22 protein-coding genes are annotated in these 19612 nt (G+C 67.7%); 11 read left to right on the top strand and 11 right to left on the bottom strand.

What is annotated here, in order from left to right; translation table 11 throughout:
• The first annotated feature begins 11 nt into the window (after nt 1–11).
• Nucleotides 12–1724 (top strand): long-chain-fatty-acid--CoA ligase, encoded by a 1713-nt coding sequence (locus tag FB562_RS03665; protein WP_246081330.1) that lies wholly within the window; start codon nt 12–14, stop codon nt 1722–1724.
• The gene (glpK, locus tag FB562_RS03660) at nt 1721–3259 is read left to right on the top strand and encodes a glycerol kinase GlpK (RefSeq protein ID WP_141879905.1); all 1539 of its coding nucleotides are present in this window, start codon (nt 1721–1723) and stop codon (nt 3257–3259) included. Before FB562_RS03665 ends, glpK begins: the two co-directional genes overlap by 4 nt.
• A 105-nt stretch (nt 3260–3364) precedes the next feature.
• On the opposite strand, the gene FB562_RS13605 is transcribed toward glpK, so the two are convergent.
• The 4 genes from FB562_RS13605 to FB562_RS03645 form a co-directional block, all read right to left on the bottom strand.
• A complete protein-coding gene (locus FB562_RS13605; protein WP_185740448.1) occupies nt 3365–3538 on the bottom strand; it encodes a hypothetical protein in 174 nt (57 codons plus the stop codon).
• A 52-nt stretch (nt 3539–3590) separates the two neighbouring features.
• A complete protein-coding gene (locus FB562_RS03655) occupies nt 3591–3773 on the bottom strand; it encodes a PspC domain-containing protein (protein WP_141879904.1) in 183 nt (60 codons plus the stop codon).
• Between the two features lie 69 nt (nt 3774–3842).
• The gene (locus tag FB562_RS03650) at nt 3843–4700 is read right to left on the bottom strand and encodes a DUF3097 domain-containing protein (protein ID WP_141879903.1); all 858 of its coding nucleotides are present in this window, start codon (nt 4698–4700) and stop codon (nt 3843–3845) included.
• A gap of 64 nt (nt 4701–4764) precedes the next feature.
• Complete coding sequence (locus tag FB562_RS03645; protein WP_141879902.1) at nt 4765–5865, bottom strand: Rv2578c family radical SAM protein; 1101 nt, start codon at nt 5863–5865, stop codon at nt 4765–4767.
• 64 nt (nt 5866–5929) lie between these two features.
• Between FB562_RS03645 and FB562_RS03640 the strand changes: the two genes are divergently transcribed.
• The gene (locus tag FB562_RS03640; protein ID WP_185740447.1) at nt 5930–6241 is read left to right on the top strand and encodes a GNAT family N-acetyltransferase; all 312 of its coding nucleotides are present in this window, start codon (nt 5930–5932) and stop codon (nt 6239–6241) included.
• A gap of 33 nt (nt 6242–6274) precedes the next feature.
• On the opposite strand, the gene FB562_RS03635 is transcribed toward FB562_RS03640, so the two are convergent.
• Nucleotides 6275–7801, bottom strand: a complete 1527-nt coding sequence (locus FB562_RS03635; protein ID WP_141879900.1) for a DUF7059 domain-containing protein — start codon at nt 7799–7801, stop codon at nt 6275–6277.
• Entirely contained in the window at nt 7794–8225 is a 432-nt protein-coding gene (locus FB562_RS03630; protein ID WP_141879899.1) for an ankyrin repeat domain-containing protein, read from the bottom strand. The genes FB562_RS03635 and FB562_RS03630 overlap by 8 nt, the downstream gene beginning before the upstream one ends.
• A 203-nt stretch (nt 8226–8428) precedes the next feature.
• Here FB562_RS03630 and FB562_RS03625 point away from each other — a divergent pair, with 203 nt between their 5' ends.
• The gene (locus FB562_RS03625) at nt 8429–9004 is read left to right on the top strand and encodes a YdeI/OmpD-associated family protein (RefSeq protein WP_141879898.1); all 576 of its coding nucleotides are present in this window, start codon (nt 8429–8431) and stop codon (nt 9002–9004) included.
• Between the two features lie 72 nt (nt 9005–9076).
• Here FB562_RS03625 and yidC read toward each other — a convergent pair whose 3' ends face one another.
• Both yidC and FB562_RS03615 read right to left on the bottom strand, forming a co-directional pair.
• Nucleotides 9077–9853, bottom strand: coding sequence for a membrane protein insertase YidC (yidC, locus tag FB562_RS03620; protein ID WP_141879897.1), 777 nt, complete (start codon nt 9851–9853; stop codon nt 9077–9079).
• A gap of 114 nt (nt 9854–9967) precedes the next feature.
• Entirely contained in the window at nt 9968–10264 is a 297-nt protein-coding gene (locus FB562_RS03615; protein WP_141879896.1) for a DUF6412 domain-containing protein, read from the bottom strand.
• A gap of 88 nt (nt 10265–10352) precedes the next feature.
• On the opposite strand from FB562_RS03615, the gene FB562_RS03610 reads away from it, so the two are divergent.
• The gene (locus FB562_RS03610) at nt 10353–11402 is read left to right on the top strand and encodes a zinc-dependent alcohol dehydrogenase family protein (protein ID WP_141879895.1); all 1050 of its coding nucleotides are present in this window, start codon (nt 10353–10355) and stop codon (nt 11400–11402) included.
• A gap of 27 nt (nt 11403–11429) precedes the next feature.
• On the top strand, nt 11430–12878 hold the full coding sequence (locus tag FB562_RS03605; RefSeq protein WP_246081329.1) for a SulP family inorganic anion transporter: 1449 nt from the start codon (nt 11430–11432) through the stop codon (nt 12876–12878).
• Nucleotides 12879–12961: 83 nt separating this feature from the next.
• On the opposite strand, the gene FB562_RS03600 is transcribed toward FB562_RS03605, so the two are convergent.
• Genes FB562_RS03600 through FB562_RS03590 form a run of 3 tightly spaced genes read right to left on the bottom strand, consistent with a single transcriptional unit; the run spans nt 12962 to nt 14450 of the window.
• Nucleotides 12962–13639 carry an SDR family NAD(P)-dependent oxidoreductase gene (locus tag FB562_RS03600; RefSeq protein WP_141879893.1) on the bottom strand — a complete coding sequence of 226 codons (678 nt, stop codon included), beginning with the start codon at nt 13637–13639 and terminating at the stop codon, nt 12962–12964.
• 15 nt (nt 13640–13654) lie between these two features.
• The gene (locus FB562_RS03595; RefSeq protein WP_141879892.1) at nt 13655–14083 is read right to left on the bottom strand and encodes a VOC family protein; all 429 of its coding nucleotides are present in this window, start codon (nt 14081–14083) and stop codon (nt 13655–13657) included.
• Between the two features lie 22 nt (nt 14084–14105).
• On the bottom strand, nt 14106–14450 hold the full coding sequence (locus FB562_RS03590; RefSeq protein WP_141879891.1) for a hypothetical protein: 345 nt from the start codon (nt 14448–14450) through the stop codon (nt 14106–14108).
• 182 nt (nt 14451–14632) lie between these two features.
• Here FB562_RS03590 and FB562_RS03585 point away from each other — a divergent pair, with 182 nt between their 5' ends.
• From FB562_RS03585 to FB562_RS03565, 5 genes are all read left to right on the top strand, one after another.
• A complete protein-coding gene (locus FB562_RS03585) occupies nt 14633–15640 on the top strand; it encodes an NYN domain-containing protein (RefSeq protein ID WP_246081328.1) in 1008 nt (335 codons plus the stop codon).
• A 43-nt stretch (nt 15641–15683) separates the two neighbouring features.
• The gene (locus FB562_RS03580) at nt 15684–16337 is read left to right on the top strand and encodes a SatD family protein (protein ID WP_141879890.1); all 654 of its coding nucleotides are present in this window, start codon (nt 15684–15686) and stop codon (nt 16335–16337) included.
• Complete coding sequence (locus tag FB562_RS03575) at nt 16334–17143, top strand: hypothetical protein (RefSeq protein WP_141879889.1); 810 nt, start codon at nt 16334–16336, stop codon at nt 17141–17143. Before FB562_RS03580 ends, FB562_RS03575 begins: the two co-directional genes overlap by 4 nt.
• Before the next feature lie 35 nt (nt 17144–17178).
• Entirely contained in the window at nt 17179–17955 is a 777-nt protein-coding gene (locus tag FB562_RS03570; protein WP_141879888.1) for a hypothetical protein, read from the top strand.
• Nucleotides 17956–18136: 181 nt separating this feature from the next.
• The gene (locus FB562_RS03565) at nt 18137–19543 is read left to right on the top strand and encodes an HNH endonuclease signature motif containing protein (RefSeq protein WP_141879887.1); all 1407 of its coding nucleotides are present in this window, start codon (nt 18137–18139) and stop codon (nt 19541–19543) included.
• Nucleotides 19544–19612: the final 69 nt, after the last annotated feature.

Raw genomic sequence — 19612 nt, 5'->3', positions numbered from 1 at the left:
AGAGTTGCTGCGTGACCTCTGACGCCCTGCCCATCAGCACGCCCCGCCCCTGGTTGGGCAGCTACGCCCCCGGTGTACCGCACGACATCGAGCTGCCGAGCGGCAGCCTGCTCGACATCGTCGAAGGCTCCGTGCGGGAGTTCCCCGACAATGTCGCGCTCGAGTTCTTCGGCGGCACAACCACCTACGCGCAGCTCGGCGACCAGATCGATCGCGCCGCGCGCGCCCTCAGCGCGCTCGGCGTGAAGAGGGGCGACCCCGTCGCGCTCGTGCTGCCCAACTGCCCGCAGCACATCGCCGCGTTCTATGCGGTTCTGCGCCTCGGTGCCATCGTCGTCGAGCACAACCCCCTGTACACGCCCGGCGAGCTCCGCCACCAGTTCGAGGACCACCGCGCCCGCGTCGTGATCGCCTGGGACAAGGTGGTCGCGACCATCCAGGACTTCCCCTCCGACCTCGCCGTCGACACGATCGTGTCGGTCGACGTCACCCGGGCGATGCCGCCCCTGACCCGCTTCGCTCTGCGCCTGCCGATCGCGAAGGCCCGTGAGGCGCGTGCCACGCTCACCACCAAGGTCAGCGGCACCGTGCCCTGGCACGAGCTGCTCGCCGGAGACCCGATCAGCCCGGATGTCCCCAAGCCGTCGCGCGATGACGTCGCCGTCATCCAGTACACGAGCGGAACCACCGGCCACCCGAAGGGTGCCACGCTCACCCACCTCAATCTCAGCACCAATGCGGCGCAGGCCCGCGCCTGGGTTCCGACGATCCCGCGCGGTACCGCCGTCGTTTACGCGGTGCTGCCCATGTTCCACGCCTACGGGCTCACGCTGTGTCTCACCTTCGCCATGAGCATGGGCTCACGGCTGGTGCTGTTCCCCAAGTTCGACCCGGAGCTGGTGCTCAAGGTCATCAAGAAGCATCCGCCGACGTTCCTGCCCGCGGTGCCGCCCATCTACGACCGGCTGCAGGCGGCCGCGAAGGAAAAGGGCGTCTCGCTGGAGGGCATCCAGATCGCGATCTCCGGTGCCATGCCTCTCAGCGCGGCCCTCGTCGAGCCGTGGGAGGCGGAGACGGGCGGCTACCTCGTCGAAGGCTATGGCCTCTCCGAGACGAGCCCCGTTCTCATGGCCAACCCTGTGCATCCGTCACGCAAGGCCGGAACGGTGGGCCTTCCCCTGCCCAACACCGAGGTGCGGGTGGTCGACCCCGAGAACCCGACCGTCGATCGGCCGACAGGTGAGGCCGGAGAGCTGATCGTTCGCGGCCCCCAGGTGATGAGCGGCTACTGGAAGAAGAGTGAGGAGACCGCGGCGGTGTTCGTCGACGACCCTGACGGCGGCATGCCCTGGTTCCGCACGGGTGACATCGTCACGATCGACGGCGACGGCTTCGTCTCCATCGTCGATCGCATCAAGGAGCTCATCATCACGGGAGGCTTCAACGTCTCCCCCAGCGAGGTCGAAGACGCGCTGAAGAACCATCCCGACATCGTCGACGCCGCAGTCGTCGGGCTGCCCAGCGAGCACAGCGGCGAAGATGTCATCGCCGCCGTCGTGCTGCGCCAGGGCGCCACCCTCGATGCGGATGCCGTGCGCGAGCGGATGCGTGAGCAGCTGACCGCCTACAAGGTGCCGCGCCGAATCGTCGCCGTCGACGAGCTGCCGAAGTCACTCATCGGCAAGACGCTTCGCAGGGTGGTGCGCGATAGCCTGCTGGAATGAGCAGCGACGCCACAAGCCAGGACACCGGATACATCCTCGCCATCGACCAGGGCACCACCAGCTCCCGGGCGATCATCTTCGACCATGACGCGAGCATCGTCAGCGTCGGCCAGAAGGAGCACGAGCAGATCTTCCCGAGGCCCGGATGGATCGAGCACGACCCTGCCGAGATCTGGGGCAATGTGCGCGAGGTCATCGGGCAGGCCCTCTCCAAGGCGAATCTGACCCGCCACGACATCCGCGCGGTCGGCATCACCAACCAGCGGGAGACGACCGTCGTCTGGGACAAGGCCACCGGCGAGCCCGTCTACAACGCGATCGTCTGGCAGGACACCCGCACCCAGGGCATCGTCGACCGCCTCGCCGCCGACGGCGGGCTCGACCGTTTCACACCCGTCACCGGGCTGCCGCTGAGCACCTACTTCGCGGCAACCAAGATCGCCTGGATCCTCGAGAACGTCGACGGGGTGCGGGAGCGCGGCGAACGCGGCGAACTGCTGTTCGGCACAACCGACACCTGGGTGTTGTGGAACCTCACCGGCGGCCCGCAGGGCGGCGTGCACGCGAGCGACGTGACGAACGCCAGCAGAACCCTGCTGCTCGACCTGCGCACACTCGAATGGGATGACGACATCCTGGCGGCCTTCGACATCCCGCGATCGCTGCTCCCGGAGGTGCGATCATCCTCCGAGGAATACGGCCGCGCCGCCTCCTCCAGCCTCCTGCGCGAGACCCCCATCGCCGGCATCCTCGGCGACCAGCAGGCGGCCACCTTCGGGCAGGCCGCATTCGCCGCAGGCGAAGCCAAGAACACCTACGGCACCGGCAACTTCCTCATCATCAACACGGGAACGGATGTCGTGGCCAGCACGAACGGCCTGCTCACCACCATCGCGTACAAGCTCGGCGACGGCGATACGCACTACGCGCTCGAAGGCTCCATCGCGGTGACCGGCTCGCTCATCCAGTGGCTGCGCGACAACCTCGGCATCATCTCCTCCTCGGAGGAAGTCGAGAAGCTCGCCCTCTCCGTCGACGACAACGGCGGCGCCTACTTCGTGCCCGCATTCTCGGGGCTCTTCGCCCCCCACTGGCGACCGGATGCTCGGGGCGCGCTTGTGGGCCTCACCCGTTTCGTGAACAAAGGCCACATAGCCCGGGCCGCCCTCGAATCGATCGCATTCCAGACGCGCGAGGTGCTCGACGCCGCGACCGCAGACATGGGAACACCTCTGGAGGAGCTGCGGGTCGACGGTGGGGCGACCCAGAACGACACGCTTCTGCAGTTCCAGGCAGACATCCTCGATCTGCCCGTCGTGCGGCCCGTCATCGGCGAGACCACGGCGCTCGGCGCCGCCTACGCGGCCGGACTCGCCGTCGGCTACTGGAGCGGACTCGACGAGCTACGCGAGAAGTGGCAGGAAGACCGGCGCTGGGAGCCGACCATGGATGCGGACGAACGCGGACGGCTCACCCGCAACTGGTCGAAAGCCGTGGAGCGGACGCTCGACTGGGTCGACGACGACGTGCTCTGAGCGTGGAGTCGCCCGTGGGCCGGGTTTCGAGACTGTCTCGGTAGACCGCGACACCTCAACCCTCGGGATGGCTGCCGCGGGACGGCTACTGACCCGCAGGGGCGCTCAGCGGTCGATGCGCTTGAGCAGGTGCGCGGGAATCGCCACCGCGACGCCCACAGCGAGAATGCCCCCGAGGAACATCACCAGCTCAACACCGGGAGTCGAGAACGAGAACCCCATCAGCAGCAGCCCGCCCACGAAGACGATGAAGGAGATGACGAAGGCGACGATGTTCATGCCTCGACTTTAGCCGTTTTCGGCACACGGCGTGGCATCCGTCGACCCGGAGCTAGTAGCCCTCGGGCATGAGCACCCACAGCAGTATGTAGATCAGGATCGGCATGCCCGCGAACAGCACGCAGAGCGCGAAGATCCAGCGCACAAGGGTGGGAGACAGATCGAATCGGAGCGCGATGCCGGCGCAGACGCCAGCGAGCACGCGACCATCGCGGGGCCGTTGAAGAGTTGACATGCTCCCATCCTGCCCACCGAGCACCCCCGGCGGTATGGGGGATCTCCCTGATTTCGGCAGGGCCGGCTGTCACTCCGGTTCGGTGACGAAGTCGATCAGCTGCTCGACACGGCCCAGAAGTGCGGGCTCCAGATCGGCGAAGGTCTCCACCCGCCCGAGGATCCGCTGCCAGGCGCGGGCGATGTCGGCCTGCTCCTCGTGCGGCCAGCCGAGCGCCTCACAGATGCCGTGCTTCCATTCGATGCCGCGCGGGATGACAGGCCACTCGCGCAGCCCGATCCTCGCCGACTTCACCGCCTGCCACACGTCGATGAACGGATGCCCGACGACGAGCACGTGGGCTCCGTACGGGCCGCGCGCCACCGCATCCGCTATGCGACTCTCCTTCGAGCCGGCCACGAGATGGTCGACGAGAACGCCGATGCGGCGGTCGGCCGAGGGCGCGAACTCGCGCACCACGGCGTCGAGGTCATCGACGCCCTCAAGATATTCGACGACGACACCCTCGACGCGCAGGTCGTGGCCCCACACCTTCTCGACGAGCTCGGCGTCGTGCCGGCCTTCCACGAAGATGCGGCTGGCGCGGGCGACCCTCGCCGTGTGATCGGTGACGGCCACGGATCCGGATGCGGAGCGCAGCGGGCCAGTCGCCTTCTGCTTCGCCGGCGCCGCCAGCACGACGGGCTTGCCCTCGAGCAGAAAGCCCGGGCCGAGCGGGAACACCCTGATGGCCCCGCCGAAGTCCTCAAGCTGAACGTGGCCGGACTCGGTGCCCACGACCGCACCGCAGAACCCGGTGTCGGCCCACTCGATCACGAGCTCGTGCTCGGCTTCAACCGTCGGCACGGGTTTCGGCCTGCGGCTCTGCCGAAAATCGGCCAGAACGTCGGCGCTGTAGCGGTCGGGGCCGAAAAGATCATCGCTCACCGCATGAGGCTAACGGGCGGGCCCACAGAAGACACGGCGACGTGCCGGGATCGAGCGCGGCCCATCAGAACAGCGCCGGCTGCTCGATCGCCCGCGCAGCGATGCCCGGCGGCAACTCCTCGGCGATGAGTGAACGCGGGGCGTTCTCGCCGCCCTCGAACCGCGGTCGTCCGAGGGCCGTTGACCGCACTCCCCCGGTAGCCGGGTCTTCGCGCCCGCGCTCGAGACCGTGGTTCCTGATGAGCGGCTTGAGTTTCGCGGCGAGCCACTGCCGGTACTCCTTGGGCGCGTAGGCCCCCTTCGCGTAAAGCTCGCGGTATCTGCCGACAAGCTCCGGATGCACGCGCTCAAGCCACTGGAAGTACCACTCCTTGACACCGGGCCGCAGGTGAAGCGCCGAATAGATGACCGAGGTGGACCCCGCATCCCTCACCTGCCGCAGCGCCGTCTCGAGATGCGCGCGCGTGTCGGTGAGGAAGGGCAGGATCGGCATGAGGAACACCGTGCAGTCGAGGCCAGCCTCCCGCACCGCACTCACGGTCGCGAGGCGCGCCTTCGCCGTCGGTGTGCCCGGCTCGACCGACTGCTGCAGTTCGTCGTCGTAGACGGCGATCGACATGGCCAGATCAACGGGGACATGCTCGCTCGCCTCCGCAAGAAGCGGCAGGTCGCGGCGCAGCAGCGTGCCCTTCGTGAGGATCGACAGCGGCGTGCCCGTCGAGGCGAGGGCCGAGATGATGCCGGGCATCAGCCGGTAGCGACCCTCCGCCCGCTGATACGGGTCCGTGTTGGTGCCGAGGGCCACCGGATGCCGACCCCACGACGGCTTCGACAGCTCCTTCGCGAGAACCTCGGCCACATTCACCTTGACGATGATCTGGGTGTCGAAATCACGGCCAGCATCGAGGTCGAGATAGTTGTGCGTCGGCCGCGCGAAGCAGTATGTGCACTGGTGCAGGCATCCGCGCATCGGGTTGATCGTCCAGCCGAAAGGCATACGGCTCTGCCCCGGAACGCGGTTGAGTGCCGACTTCGCCAGCACCTCGTAGAACGTGACGCCGTCGAACTCGGGCGTGCGCACCGTGCGCACCAGATTGTTGAGGCGCGCGAGCCCCGGCAGGGCACCCTCCTGCTCCTGGTTGATCTCCTGCCCGCTCCACCTCATCCCGACATTCGAACACATGTTCGAACACAATGCAATCTGCGGATGCTCGGGGCAGGATGGGAGCATGACCAACGCAATCGTGGAACGCGACGACAGCATCCACCACTACGTCCTCACCCTCGACGGCACCGAGATCGGGCACATCAACTACCGCGACGACGGCGGACGCCGCGTCATCCTGCACACGAAGGTCGACGACGATCAGACCGGCCACGGCTACGGAACGCAGCTGATCGTGGCCGCGCTCGATGACATCCGCGAGCAGGGGCTGCGGGCCGTCACCCTCTGCCCCATGGCCGCCGCATACGTCACCAAGAACCGTGACTACGACGACATCGTCGACCCGCCGCACGTGCTCGAGCAGGGCCGCAGCTAGCTCGTACGGCTGGAGGATTTCGATACGCTCGGGTCACTCAGCTGGCGACAGCAGCACCCCTGCGAGAACCAGCTCGCGCACGCTCGGCAGCAGCTCCTCAAGCAGCGCCCCGCCGTCCACGTCAAGCAGTTCGGCGATTGCGCCAGCAATGGCCCGGATGCTCAGCTCGCCATCGCAGGCACCCACGAGCGCGGCGACCGCTGTGTCGAGTGGCAGGCTCCTCGCGAAGCCCCCGCCCTGTCGCAGCGTCATGACGGTGGGGTGCTCGTCGCCCGGCCAGTAGTGGCGCTCCTCGGTGACGTCGCCTGCCAGGGTGAGGCGGGCATCCGCGAGCCCTTCTTCACCCACGGTCGTGAGCCAGTCGTGCGCACGAAGCGTCGCGGCGATGTGACTGCCGTGCGAGTCGTTGCCGAGCGGGCCGTCGAGCCGTTCGAGGCGCCTCAGCGTCGGCGATCCCCGCTCGGGCATGCGCAGGGTCATGTAGCCGAAGCCGACGCGGGTGACCCCTCGGGCGGCGAAGTCGTCGAGCCACGCGCCATAGAGCCGATCGAACTCGGCTGTTCCGGAGCGCGTGCCGCCGTCGCGGATCCACGTCTCCGCGTACTGTTCGACGCTCTGCACCTCACGCTCCACAATCCACGCGTCGAGACCGGTGCCGTCGAGCCACCCGTCGAGACGGTCGAAGGCGTCGACGCCGCCGCGGTACTCCCAGTTGCCGAGCAGCTGGGCGACCCCGCCGGGCGCGAGATGCTCCGCCGCATCCTGAACCACCTGTGCAACGAGCGCGTCACCCACAAGCCCGCCATCGCGGTACTCATACGCGGGGACGCCGTCGACGCGCGGCGTGATCACGAACGGCGGATTCGACACGATCTGGTCGAAGCGCTCCCCCGCGACAGGTTCGAACAGGCTGCCGAGACGGAACTCGATGCTGTCGATTCCGTTCAGCTGGGCGTTGAGCGCGGCCAGATCGAGCGCGCGCTGCGAGATGTCGGTGGCGACGACGCGACGCGCATGCCGGGCCGCATGCAGGGCCTGGATGCCGCATCCGGTGCCGAGATCGAGCACGCTGTCGACGGGCTCGTCGATCATGAGCCCGCTGAGAGTCATGGATGCCCCGCCGACGCCGAGAACATGATGCGGCGGGATCGCATGGCCGAGCGCGAGCTCGCCCAGATCGCTCGCGATCGTGAACTCACTGGCACCGTGGGCGTCGACGAAACTGTAGGGGCGCAGGTCGAGCAACGGTCGCAGCACAGGGGCAGCATCGCTGCTCCCCTCGACAAGCTCGACAAGCCCCAGCTCGATCGCACCGTCGACCCCGAGGCTCGGCAGCGCGGCCTCGAGAGCGCCGCGTTCGACGGCAAGACCGAGCACGAACGCCCGGGCCAGCCTCGCTGCGGGCGCGACGGAGTTCTCGAGCCCGCGGAGGGCCGGAACCCGCTGGCCGCGGAACAGCCCGGCATCCGCCTCGACACCCCACAGGGCCGTGAGCGTCTCGACGCCGTAGCGGGCCGCCGCGAGATCGTCTCGCAGCCGGGCGATGAGGGCGCTATTCACCGGAGGCCGGGCCCAGCAGGGCCACCATCTCGGGCAGGCCGAACTGCTGCGCGATCGCCAGCGCGGTGTGCGAGCCGAGCTCCGGGTCCGCACCGGCCGCCAGCAGCGTGGTCACGATCGCGCCGTTGTTGCGGAACACCGCGCACGACATCGCCGTCTGGCCCATGTCGTTGACCCTGTCGACATCCGCACCCAGCGCAAGCAGGGCATCCACCGTCTCGGCATGCTGGTGGTAGGCGGCGAGGATGAGCAGCGAGTCACCGCGCGCGTTGGTGAGGTTGACGGGCACGCCCGCGGCCACAAGCTGCTTGACCTTCTCGACATCGCCGTCGCGGGCCGCCTCAAAAACGGTTTCGGCGAACGCGAGCGTCTCCTCGTCGGGGGCCTGCTGTTCTGCGTTCTTCTCTTCAGCGTTCTCACTCATGCTGCTCCTCGCGACTGTGTGCGCGTCAACGCTACCCGTTCAGATTCTCCTGCGGCGCCGCCCAGCGCACCATGTTGCCGCTGAGGCGACAGTTGGCGACATAGGTGTCTGGTCGTAGCTGTCGCCTAAGTCGCCAAGTGTCGCGCGAAGCAGAGTGCAGCGCGCGGCACCTCGGCGTCGGGGGTGCCGAGTAGCGTTGCCGCATGGTCGCTCACAATGACAAGCCGATCCTCTACCTCCACACACCGACGGAGTGGGAGGCGTGGCTCGACGAGAACGGAGCCACACATCCGGGCGTGCGGCTGCAACTCACCAAGAAGGCGTCGAAGCAGCCCGGCTTCCGCTACCCCGAAGCGCTCGACGTCGCGCTCTGCTTCGGCTGGATCGACGGTCAGACGGGCAGGCTCGACGACGACTTCGTGCTGCAGTCGTTCACGCCGCGCAGGCCGCGCAGCGTCTGGTCACAGCGCAACCGCGAGTACATCGAGCGACTCACAGCAGAGGGGCGGATGCGCCCGGCCGGCATCGCGCAGGTCGAAGCCGCGAAGGCCGACGGCCGCTGGGATGCCGCGTACCGCGTCGCCGACAAGACCGTGCCCGACGACCTGCAGGCCGCCCTCGATGCCTCGCCCCGGGCATCCGAACTCTTCGCAACGCTGTCGTCGCAGAACCGCTTCGCGATCATCTTTCGCACGAACGGCGCGAAGCGGCCCGAGACCCGCGCCCGCCGCATCGCCGGCTTCGTGGAGATGCTCGAGCGCGGCGAGACCCCGCACTGACGCCTCCGCGAGTGGTCAATCCTCGCCCCACAAGCGCGATCTTGGGGCCGAAACTGACCACTCGCGGGCAGCTCAGGCGGTGACGCCGAGCAACGCTGGCTCCTTCGGCGCGAGCATCCGGCGCAGGATGACGCGCTCGACGAGAGTCCAGGTGGTGCTCGCCGCAAGGTACAGCGCCGCCGCCAGCGGAACGATCGCCGCGAACACGACCGTGATGAACGGAAGCCAACTCAGAACCGCCGCCATGTTCTTCATCGCCGGCGCAGCATCCGGGGCACCCTCCAACCGCGGGGCGGTCGCAGCAAAGCGCAGTGACGTAACCCGCGAGAACCACGCCGTCACCGCGACCACAACAAGAACCGCGCAGTGGACGAGCAACGACGCAGGGTCGGCGAACGACGCGAACAGCGAATCACCCAGCCGCGCCCGGAACAGCTCAGCACCCAGCAGATCGTTGCTGTGCCCATTGATGCTGCCCACAATGAACAAGCCGTACACGATCGACAGCACGGGGGCCTGAATCAGCGCCGGCATCATGCCCGCGAACGGCGACGACTTCTCGTCGCGATAGAACTCCATCATCTTCTGCGAGAGCACCTCAGGCCTCTTCTTGTACTTCTGCTGCAGCGCCGCAAGCTTCGGCGCGAGCCGCCTGCGCGTGAACTCGGTGCGCACCAGCGACACCCCCAACGGCACGAGCGCAGCCCGCACCAGCACCGTGACAAGCACCACCGCGAGAGCCGCAGAAGCAGCCCCCACCAGTGGCTCGAGCAGGGCCGCGAGGCCCGTGACAAAACCGTGGGCCGCGTCGAGAACGGCGGCGATCGGGCCAAAATCGTAAAAACTCATGACAGAACTCCCTCAGAGCGAAGCGGATGCCGATGGCCGGATGGCCGCGGCAGTCTGGCCACGCAGGCACCGTCACCGAAGGCACCCGCTGAGGGGTGTCAACTGAGGCGAACGCTACGCGGCCGAGGACGGCCGCGCCGGGGCGCGCGAGCGGGGGCGACCCGCCGTGTCAGGATGCTGCGGAGACGGCATGGAGCTGAGCACGTTCCTGTGCTCGCGGGCACGCCCACCGACCGTGAGCTCATGGATGCCTACAGCCGCGAGGGTGGCGTGGCGGGCGGCCAGAATCGCCGCAAATGCGACAGCGGCAACAGCGGTCGCGATGAGCGCCGACTGCTCAGACTGCGCGGCAGCCACCACCAGGAACGACAGGGTCAGCATCATGATCAGCCGCTGCTTCAGCATCGTCATCATGAGCCTCCTCCCGGTTCTTCGACCATCGTACGCTCTCGCGCAGCTTCGTTCGCTGAGCGGGCCCCCGCATCCGTAGACTTCATGCATGCGCGCTACTGTCATCCACGGCGAACGGGATGTTCGCCTCGAAGAGGTCCCGGAACCACGGCTGCTGGCCGCAACAGATGCGATCGTGCGGGTCGTCGCAGCCTGCGTCTGCGGCTCCGACCTGTGGCCGTACCGCGGTGTCACTCCCACCCACGAGCCGCGCCGCATCGGGCACGAGTTCGTCGGCGTCGTCGAGCAGCTCGGTGACGAGGTGAGCACCCTCTCCGTGGGCGACTTCGTCATCGCGCCGTTCTACTTCTGCGACAACACGTGCGCCAACTGCCGCAACGGGGTCAGCACCAGCTGCCTGCACGGCGGATGGTGGGGTGCGGATGACCGCAACGGCGACTTCGTCGACGGCGCGCAGGGCGAGAAGGTGAGGGTTCCGCTGGCCGACGGCACCCTCGTCGCCACGCCGGGCATGCCCGACGACTCGCTCGTTCCGAGCCTGCTCACCCTCGCCGATGTCATGGGAACCGGGCACCATGCGGCCGTCTCCGCCGGGGTCACCGCCGGCAGCACGGTCGCGGTCGTCGGTGACGGAGCCGTGGGCCTGTGTGCGGTGCTCGCCTCGAAACGGCTCGGAGCATCCAGAATCGTCGCCATGTCGCGGCATGCCGACCGCCAGGCCATCGCCCGCGAGTTCGGCGCGACCGACATCGTGGAGGAGCGCGGCGATGAGGGCGTCGAGCGCATCAAGGAGCTCTTCGACGGCATCGGGCCCGACTTCGTGCTCGAATGCGTCGGCACGAAGGAGTCGATGGATCAGGCGATCCGCTCCGCGCGGCCCGGCGGGATGGTCGGCTACGTCGGCGTTCCCAACGGCGGGCCCGAGCTGCCCGTGCGCCGGCTGTTCAACACGAACGTCGGCGTCAACGGCGGCGTCGCATCCGTGCGCGGCTACGTCGAGGAGCTGCTGCCCGAGGTGCTCTCGGGCGCGATCAACCCGGGCCGCGTGTTCGACCTGCAGTTGCCCCTCAGCGACGTCGCCGAAGCATACGCGGCCATGGACGAGCGCCGCGCAACGAAAGTGCTGCTGCGGCCGTAGAACTTTGGCGGCAATAGGGTTGTGCGAGTGACCGTTCTCGCCGTCCTACGCAACCCCCGCGCCCTCAGCACCGAGGTGCTCGCCGGCATCGTCACGACGCTCGCGCTCATCCCGGAGGTGATCTCCTTCTCGATCATCGCCGGGGTCGACCCACGGGTCAGCCTCGTCGCATCCGTGGTGCTCGCGATCTCCATGTCGTTCCTGGGCGGCCGGCCCGCGATGATCACCGCAGCCGCCGGCGCCGTCGCACTCGTCGTGGCGCCCCTCGTGAGGGATCACGGCGTCGAGTACCTGCTGCCGACGGTGATCGTCGCGGGGCTCGTGCAGGTGCTGTTCGGGGTGACCGGCATGGCCCGCATCATGCGCTTCATCCCCCGCTCGGTGATGATCGGCTTCGTCAACGCCCTCGGCATCCTGATCTTCGTCGCCCAGGTGCCGCACCTGCTGGGCGTGCCGTGGCTCGTCTACCCGCTGTTCGCCCTGACCGTGCTCATCGTGCTCGTGCTGCCGCGCTTCACCACCGTCGTGCCGGCCCCGCTCGTCGCGATCGTGGTCGTCACGGCGATCACCGTGGTCGCCCACCTCACAGTGCCGACGGTCGCCGATCAGGGAGCGATCGGGGGCGGGCTGCCGGGCATCACACCCCTGCTGGTGCCGCTGAACCTCGAAACCCTCGGCATCATCTGGCCGACCGCTCTCAGTGTCGCCTTCGTCGGCCTCATGGAGACCCTGCTCACGGCGAAGCTCGTCGATGACATGACAGACACCCGCTCGCACAAGGGCCGCGAATCGTGGGCGCTCGGCGTCGCGAACATCATGGCGGGCCTCTGGGGCGGCATCGCCGGATGCGCGATGATCGGCCAGACCGTCGTCAACGTGAAGCTCGGCCGTGCCCGCACCCGCGTGTCGACGTTCGTCGCCGGGGTCTTCCTGCTGCTTCTCGTGACCGTGCTCAGCGAGATCATGGAGCTCATCCCCATGGTCGCCCTCGCCGCCGTGATGATGGTCGTCGCGATCAAGACCGTCAACTGGCACAGCGTGCACCCTTCAACACTGCGCCGGATGCCTCTGCCCGAGACGCTCGTCATGCTCACGACCGTGGGCACCGTCGTCGCCACCAACAACCTCGCGATCGGTGTCGCTGCGGGCGCCGTGCTCGCCATGGTGCTGTTCGCGCGACGGGTCGCCCACGTCGTGCGGGTGACTCGTACCGCGACCGACACCCGCGCGCACTACACCGTGACGGGCCCGCTGTTCTTCGGCAGCAGCAACGACCTCGTCGAGCAGTTCTCCTACGGCGAAGACCCGGGCCAGGTCGTCGTCGACTTCAGTGCCGCCCAGATCTGGGATGCCTCCACGGTGGCGGTTCTCGACTCTGTGCAGGCGAAGTATGCCGAGCACGGGGCATCCGTCACCTTCATCGGGCTCGATGAACGCAGCACCGCGCTGCACGGGCGTCTCTCGGGGTTCCTGTAGTGGTGCCCCGCAGGTGAGTTGCCCCTAAGCGTTCTTCGCATGGGTCGTGAAGAGCACTTCGAGGCAACTCATCGCGCTGATGGTCAGATGGCGAGCTGCCCGCCGTCGACAACCAGCTCAGTTCCGTTGACATAGGACGAGTCGTCTGAAGCGAGGAACACGACCGCGCTCGACACCTCATCCGGCTCCCCGAAACGAGCGGCGGGGATGCTGTCGTTCGCGATCTGGGTGCGCAGCTCCTCCGGCACCGTGTCGATGAGCATTGCGGTGAGGATTCCGCCCGGGTGGATCGAGTTCGCTCGGATGCCCTGGGCCCCGTATTCGGATGCGACCGCCTTGGTCATCCCCCGAACAGCGAACTTGGCGCTCGTGTAGGCGAGGTTCGGCGTGCCCGGCTTGTGCTGGAACCCGGCCGTCGACGAGATGTTGATGATCGAACCCTTGCCCTTCTCGAGCATGCCCGGGATGACCGCGCGCATGCCGTAGAAGACGCCATGCTGGTCGATCGCGATGGTGCGAAGGTAGTCCTCGCCCTTGAAGTCGGCGGCCTTCGCCTCTGGGCCGGCGTAGCCCGCGTTGTTGACCAGGATGTCTGCGGACCCGAACTTCTCCTCCGTCGCCGCCACGACCTCAGCCCACGACTCGGGGCTTGTCACATCGTGCTTGACGAAGAGCACGTCGCCGCCGATGCTGTCGGCTACCTTCTGGCCGAGTTCCGCGTTGAGATCGGTGAGCACGACCTTCGCCCCCTCGCCGGCCAACCGATTCTGAGAGGGTCAACCGAACGTCACCCCTCCGTCGTCGCCGATCGACCAGCCGGGGTTGTGGGCGACCTCCCACACGATGCCGTTCGGGTCGCGTACGAGCCCGTGGAAGATGCCGCCGAAGGCTCCGACCTGAGCAGGCTTGAGAAGCTCGGCACCGAGGGATGCAAGGCGGTCGATGGCAACGGAGACCTCCTCGGCGCTGTCCACGTTGTGCGACAGCGTGACCCCGGCGACCGGCGCCGGAGAAGGCATCCCCGCATCCTGCGCGAACTTCTCGGCATCGAACAGGCCGAGAACCGTGCCGGGGGCGACCTGAAAGAAGATGACCTCACCCGCCACGTCGACCAGCGGATGCCAGCCCAGGCCTTCGCGGTAGAAGGCGCGCGCCGCATCCAGATCCGGTGTCGAGAACGTCAGGAAGTGAACTCGCTGCTGCATGATCCGACGACAGTCGTGCGGCTTATTTCTTGAGCGCCCTGATGACGGCCGACAGCGCCTTGCCACCGCAGTAGACGAGCGGGATCGACACGACCATGAGCGCGATAACGTTCGGCACGAAGCGGGCGCCGAGCGTCGACCCCACGTAGACGCCGAGCGGCACGCTCGCGCCACCACCACCGCCCCCGCTGCCCGAATCACCCGGCGGTACGCTGTCACCGTCCGCGGAGCCGCCGCCGAAGCCGAACCAGATCAACGAGACGGGCATCGTCTCGCCCTGCTCGAGCATGACCTTCTCCCCGTAGTTGACCTTCGCGCCGAGTGACGACGTCACCTTGTCTGCAATGTTCTCCACCATGTTCGCCATGCCTCGACCCTAGGCAGAACAGGCTGCCGGATGGCGAACATCCGGCGAACTCCAAGGCTGCGGCGACGCTGTGGCACGGCCGAATGGGGTGCCACGCACCCTGCCGCGAGTGGCCATGGCGATGCGCCCTGTCAGCGGTGGCCCGTATGCTGGCATCCGCTGCTGTGCCCCAGAAAGGGGGCATGCAGACCGACCGGAAAGAGAAGGGCATCCGTATGGCTGAAGCAAGCGAGGGGCGTGTCGCCGTCTACATCGACTTCGACAACATCGTCATCAGCCGCTACGACCAGGTGCACGGTCGGGGGCACTTCCTCAAGGAGCATGTTCGCGCGATCACGAGCGAATCGGCCCGCGGCGACAAGGAGTTGGCGACGCGGCTCGAGAAGGCCACCGTCGACATCGGTGCCGTGCTCGACTACGCGTCGTCGTTCGGCTCGATCGTCATCAGCCGCGCCTACGCTGACTGGTCCATCGAGATCAACGCGAGCTACCGCGACCAGCTGATGGAACGCGCCGTCGACCTGGTGCAGATGTTCCCGGCCGTGAAATCCATGAAGAACGGGGCAGACATCCGGCTCGCCGTCGATGTCGTAGAAGACCTCTTCCGGCTGCCCGACCTCACCCATGTGGTCATCGTCGCCGGAGACTCCGACTACATCTCGCTCGCGCAGCGCTGCAAACGCCTCAACCGCTACGTCGTCGGCATCGGTGTGGCCGGCTCCACCAGCAAGTTCCTCGCCAGCGCCTGCGACGAGTTCGCCGACTACGACGCCCTGCCCGGCATCAGTGATGATGCGGCACCGGATGCGACAGGAGACGACAGCGAGACCGCACCGGAGGGCGAGCAGAAGGTCGGGCGGCGTGCAGCAGCCACGAAGAACACCGAGCGCGTGGACTCGGCCCCCAGCAAGCGCTCCAAGCAGGCCGCCCAGCAGGCGGCATCCGCGCTCCTCACCCGTGCGCTCAGGCTCGGCCACGCGAAGGACGATGCGGAGTGGCTGAGCAGTTCGGGCGTGAAGAACCAGATGCTGCGCATGGACCCGTCGTTCCAGGAGTCGGCGCTCGGCTACAAGAACTTCACCGACTTCATCAAGTCGCGCGGCGGCATCGTCGAGCTGCAGGAGGATGGGCAGGTGCGGCGGCTGCGGCTTCGCGGGAGTGTCGCCGATCAGAAGCCAAGCAACAATTAGCGCAGAGCTTATCTTTTGAGTAAATAAGCGTTAGGCTTATGGCATGAGCGAAAATGTGGATGCCGTCGCCGTCATCGTCGACGTCGCCAAGTCACGGGAGCACGCCGATCGCGAAGCCCTGCAACGCGACATCGCCGAAGCCTTCGCGCGGGTCAACGCGCTCGCCGAGGCGACCCAGCCGCTCGCCCCCACCATCGGCGACGAGTTCCAGGCCGCGTACCGCGACCTGCCCACCGCCCTGCGTGCCACCCTCCTCGCCCGACTGCAGCTCCCCGATGGCGTCGAATGTCGCTTCGGAATCGGCAGCGGCCGACTGCGCACCGTCGGCGAAGGCCTCGCCGGCCCCATCCAGGACGGCACCGCCTGGTGGTCGGCGCGCGAAGCGATCGACGAGGCGCGCGAGCGCGAATACTCGCGACTTCCCTTCGTGCGCACCTGGTATCGCGACGGAGAAGACCGCGCGGGGACAGCATCCGCTGACGCCGTCAACGCCTACCTGCTCACCCGCGACCACCTCGTGAGCGCCATGAAGCCGCGGGAACGTAGGCTGCTTCTCGGGCAGCTGCTCGGCACCACCCAGTCGGAGCTCGCCAAAGCGGAAGGCATAAGCCAGTCGGCCGTCTCGCAGAACATCCGCCGCAGCGGCGCCCTGGCGCTGCTCGCCGGCGAAACCCTACTGCTCGGAGGTCGCTCATGATCGTGATCGCACTGCTGCTCGCCACCATCGGCGTCGCCGACCTCGCGCGGGAACGATTCCGTGGCCCGCGCGGAATCGTCACCGGCGGCATCCTGGGTCTCGCCGTCGCCGTTCTCGGCACGCTCGGCACGGGAATCACCTGGGGCTGGATGCTCGCCCTCGCCGCCGCGCTCGTCGCCTGGCAGGCGCTCACCGACTACCGCGCAAAGCCGCATGTCGGCTATTGGCCGCTGGCGCTGCTCGCCGCCACGGTCGCCGCCGCCTGGGCATTCCTGCGGGTCGATGCCACGCCAGACAGCACCCTCGTCAGCTGGTACGAGGCGCTGCCGTACGCGCTGCCCGGCACGGTCACCTTCGACACCTTCGCGCTGGGCCTCGGCGGGGTGCTGGTGCTGTTCGAGACGGCCAACGTGATCGTGCGGATCGTGCTGCCCTCCGAGAAGAAGCAGGCGGTTGTGGATGCGGCTCCCGCGGCCGCCCCGGCGGCTCGCCGCAGACGGTGGCTTCTCGGGCGGGCGCAGGTCGGCGCATCCGCCACACCCGCGCCCGTCGCCGACGCCGAGCTCGCGCCCCTCAAGGGCGGGCGCATGATCGGACCGCTGGAGCGTCTGTTCATCCTCGCTCTCGCCCTTGCCGGCCAGTTCACGGCCATCGGCGCCGTCATCGCGGCGAAGGGCATCATCCGCTTCCCTGAGATCTCGAAGGATGACGCCGGCGGGTCGAAGGCCGAGTACTTCCTCGTGGGCAGCTTCGCCAGCTGGGCGCTCGTGCTCGCCGTCGCAGTGCTGCTCCAACTCGGCGCTTGACCCCCCGGGGTGGTGCCCCGTTAGGCTTGCCGACGATGTCTTCTCGAAAAGCTCTCACCTGTCTCCCGCTTCTTCTCGCCCTCTCCCTGCTCGGCTGCACCGCCGCACCAGGCCTGGGCGCTTCGGGCCCCGCCGGTTCCTCGGGCAGTGGTGCCGAGTCAGGTGAGGCTCCCGCGCTCGGCGAGGGCGTCGACTTCGAAGACCTGCCCGAGTGTGAGGGGTTCATCCTGGACGAGGATGAGGATGTCGCCGGCAGTATCGTCGCGAGCTGCGTGATCGCGACAGCTGTCGCCCACAATCACGGCAAGATGACCGTCGAGACCGACGACGGAAACGGGCTCACCATCTTTCGCTACGAGCCCTACGCGGCACGGGTCGTGACCCTCGACGACAACCGGCTGTTCATCAGCGGTGACGAGATGTGGTTTCAAGACCAGATCGGCTGGGTGCGCGCGGAGAAGGACTCCAGCAACCCCAGAGCGATGATGGCGTACACGATCACCTCCGCCTTCCGCGCATTCAACGACCCGCGAGTGGCAGTCGCCATGCTCGAAACGGCGACCTCCTGGAAGATCATCGACGAGGAGGAGATCGACCGCCCGGACGGCAACTCCAAGAACGCCTGGCGGCTCGATGCGGAACCGTTCGACTTCATGGGGGTGCACATCTCGGCGCTGTCGCTCTGGATCGACAACAGCTACACCACGCTGCAGCAGGAGGCCGTGTCCTCCGCGCTGGGCATATCCACCGTCACGCTGAACCGCTACTACGACTGGGGTGTCGAAGAGGAGTTCATCGCGCCGGTGGGGTGACTGCGTGCCGCGCTTAGAGATAAGTTGAATGCTTATAATCGGTCGTTATCAGCCCTGTGCTGATTGTCGCGCGATGCAACTCATCCTCTCCTCAACAGCCCCCGAAACTGGGGCGCGAGATTCCACAGAAATCCTTCTCTGATCAGGTAAAAATGTCAGTGGCTACTGGCAGGGTGAAGGCATGGAAAGCATCCGCGCCACCCTCGAGCAGGCCATCGGCCTGCTCGTCGAGCTTGCGCGCGCGGATGTCTCGAGGCTGGATGACGAAAGCCTGTGCCAGACGGTCGGTGCGATCGAGCAGGCTGGGCGGCTCGTCGATACGCTGCGCACCCGCGGGGCTTCCGAGATCGACGCCCGGTCGGCGTACGAGGCCGGCAACGCGGGTCTGGCGCAGCGACACGGACACACGCGTGGCGCTCACCTGCTCGAGCAGCTGACGCGCATCTCCCCTGCGGAGGCTGCGCGACGAGCCCGACTGGGTGCCGCCATCCGACCTGATGTTGCGCTGTCAGGCGAGGCGCTGCCGGCGCGCTTCCCACTGCTTGCCGACGCGATGATCGCAGGAACAGTGGGCACGGATGCCGCGCGCATGATCATCACATGCCTCAGCCAGGCAGCCGCGACCGCCGCTGGTGGCAGCATCGACGCCGCCGAGCGCGCCCTCGTCGACACGGCCCGCGCCGAACCGGCGGAGATCGTCGCCGTCCACGCGCGGGTGTGGCGCGAAGCCCTCGACCCCGACGGCGCCGAGCCTCGCGATGAGGCCGTGCGCCGGCGCAGAGCCTTCCGGTTGGGGCGAGAGCGCGACGGCGTGACCCCATTCACCGGTGTCGCCGACCCGACACTCGCGTCGCTGTTTCGAACCGCATTCGTCGAGAGTCTCGCGCCCGGCGCGACACCCCGATTCATGGATGAGACCGACGCGCGTGCCGGTACGACAAGCAGCGTGACCCGTGACGGCGAGATCATCGAGAGCGTGCGCGACCCCCGCACGCCCGACCAGCGGCGACACGACATCCTCACCGGCATGCTCACCGCCGCCCTACGCAACGCGAACGCCCACGCTGAGACCGGTCAGATCGGCAGCCTCCGCCCCACCGCGACCGTCATGGCCGTCATCACACTCGCCGAACTGCGCGCCGGCCGCGGCGTCGGCTGGATCGACGACCACGACGAACCCATCCCCGCACACGCAGTGCGCAAACTCGCCTGCGAAGGCGGAGTGACACCCATCCTCCTGGGCGACAACGGCGAAGTGCTCCACCTCGGCCGCACACAGCGTCTCTTCAGCCCTGCCCAACGGCGCGCACTCGCCGTACGCGACGGCGGATGCGTGTGGCCGCAATGCTCCGCGCCGCCAGGCTGGTGCCACGCCCACCACGTCACCGAATGGGAGAACGGCGGCCGCACCGACATCGACAACGGCGCCCTGCTGTGCCCGGCGCACCACCACATGCTGCACGCATCCGAATTCACCATGAAGATGATCCGCGGCAAACCCCGTCTACTCGCACCACCCTGGCTCGACCCCGCACAACTGTGGCGCCCGCTCGGTCGCACCCGCGCCACCATGGCGGCGACACTGTGACGCGCGGTACCGTGCCACACATGGGCACGCCCTCAACTGAATGCAGAACGCCACGCGGCAGACCGATGG

This window comes from Homoserinimonas aerilata, from assembly GCF_006716125.1.
Lineage (GTDB): Bacteria > Actinomycetota > Actinomycetes > Actinomycetales > Microbacteriaceae > Homoserinimonas > Homoserinimonas aerilata.
This window is presented reverse-complemented; position numbering and strand designations above follow the sequence as displayed.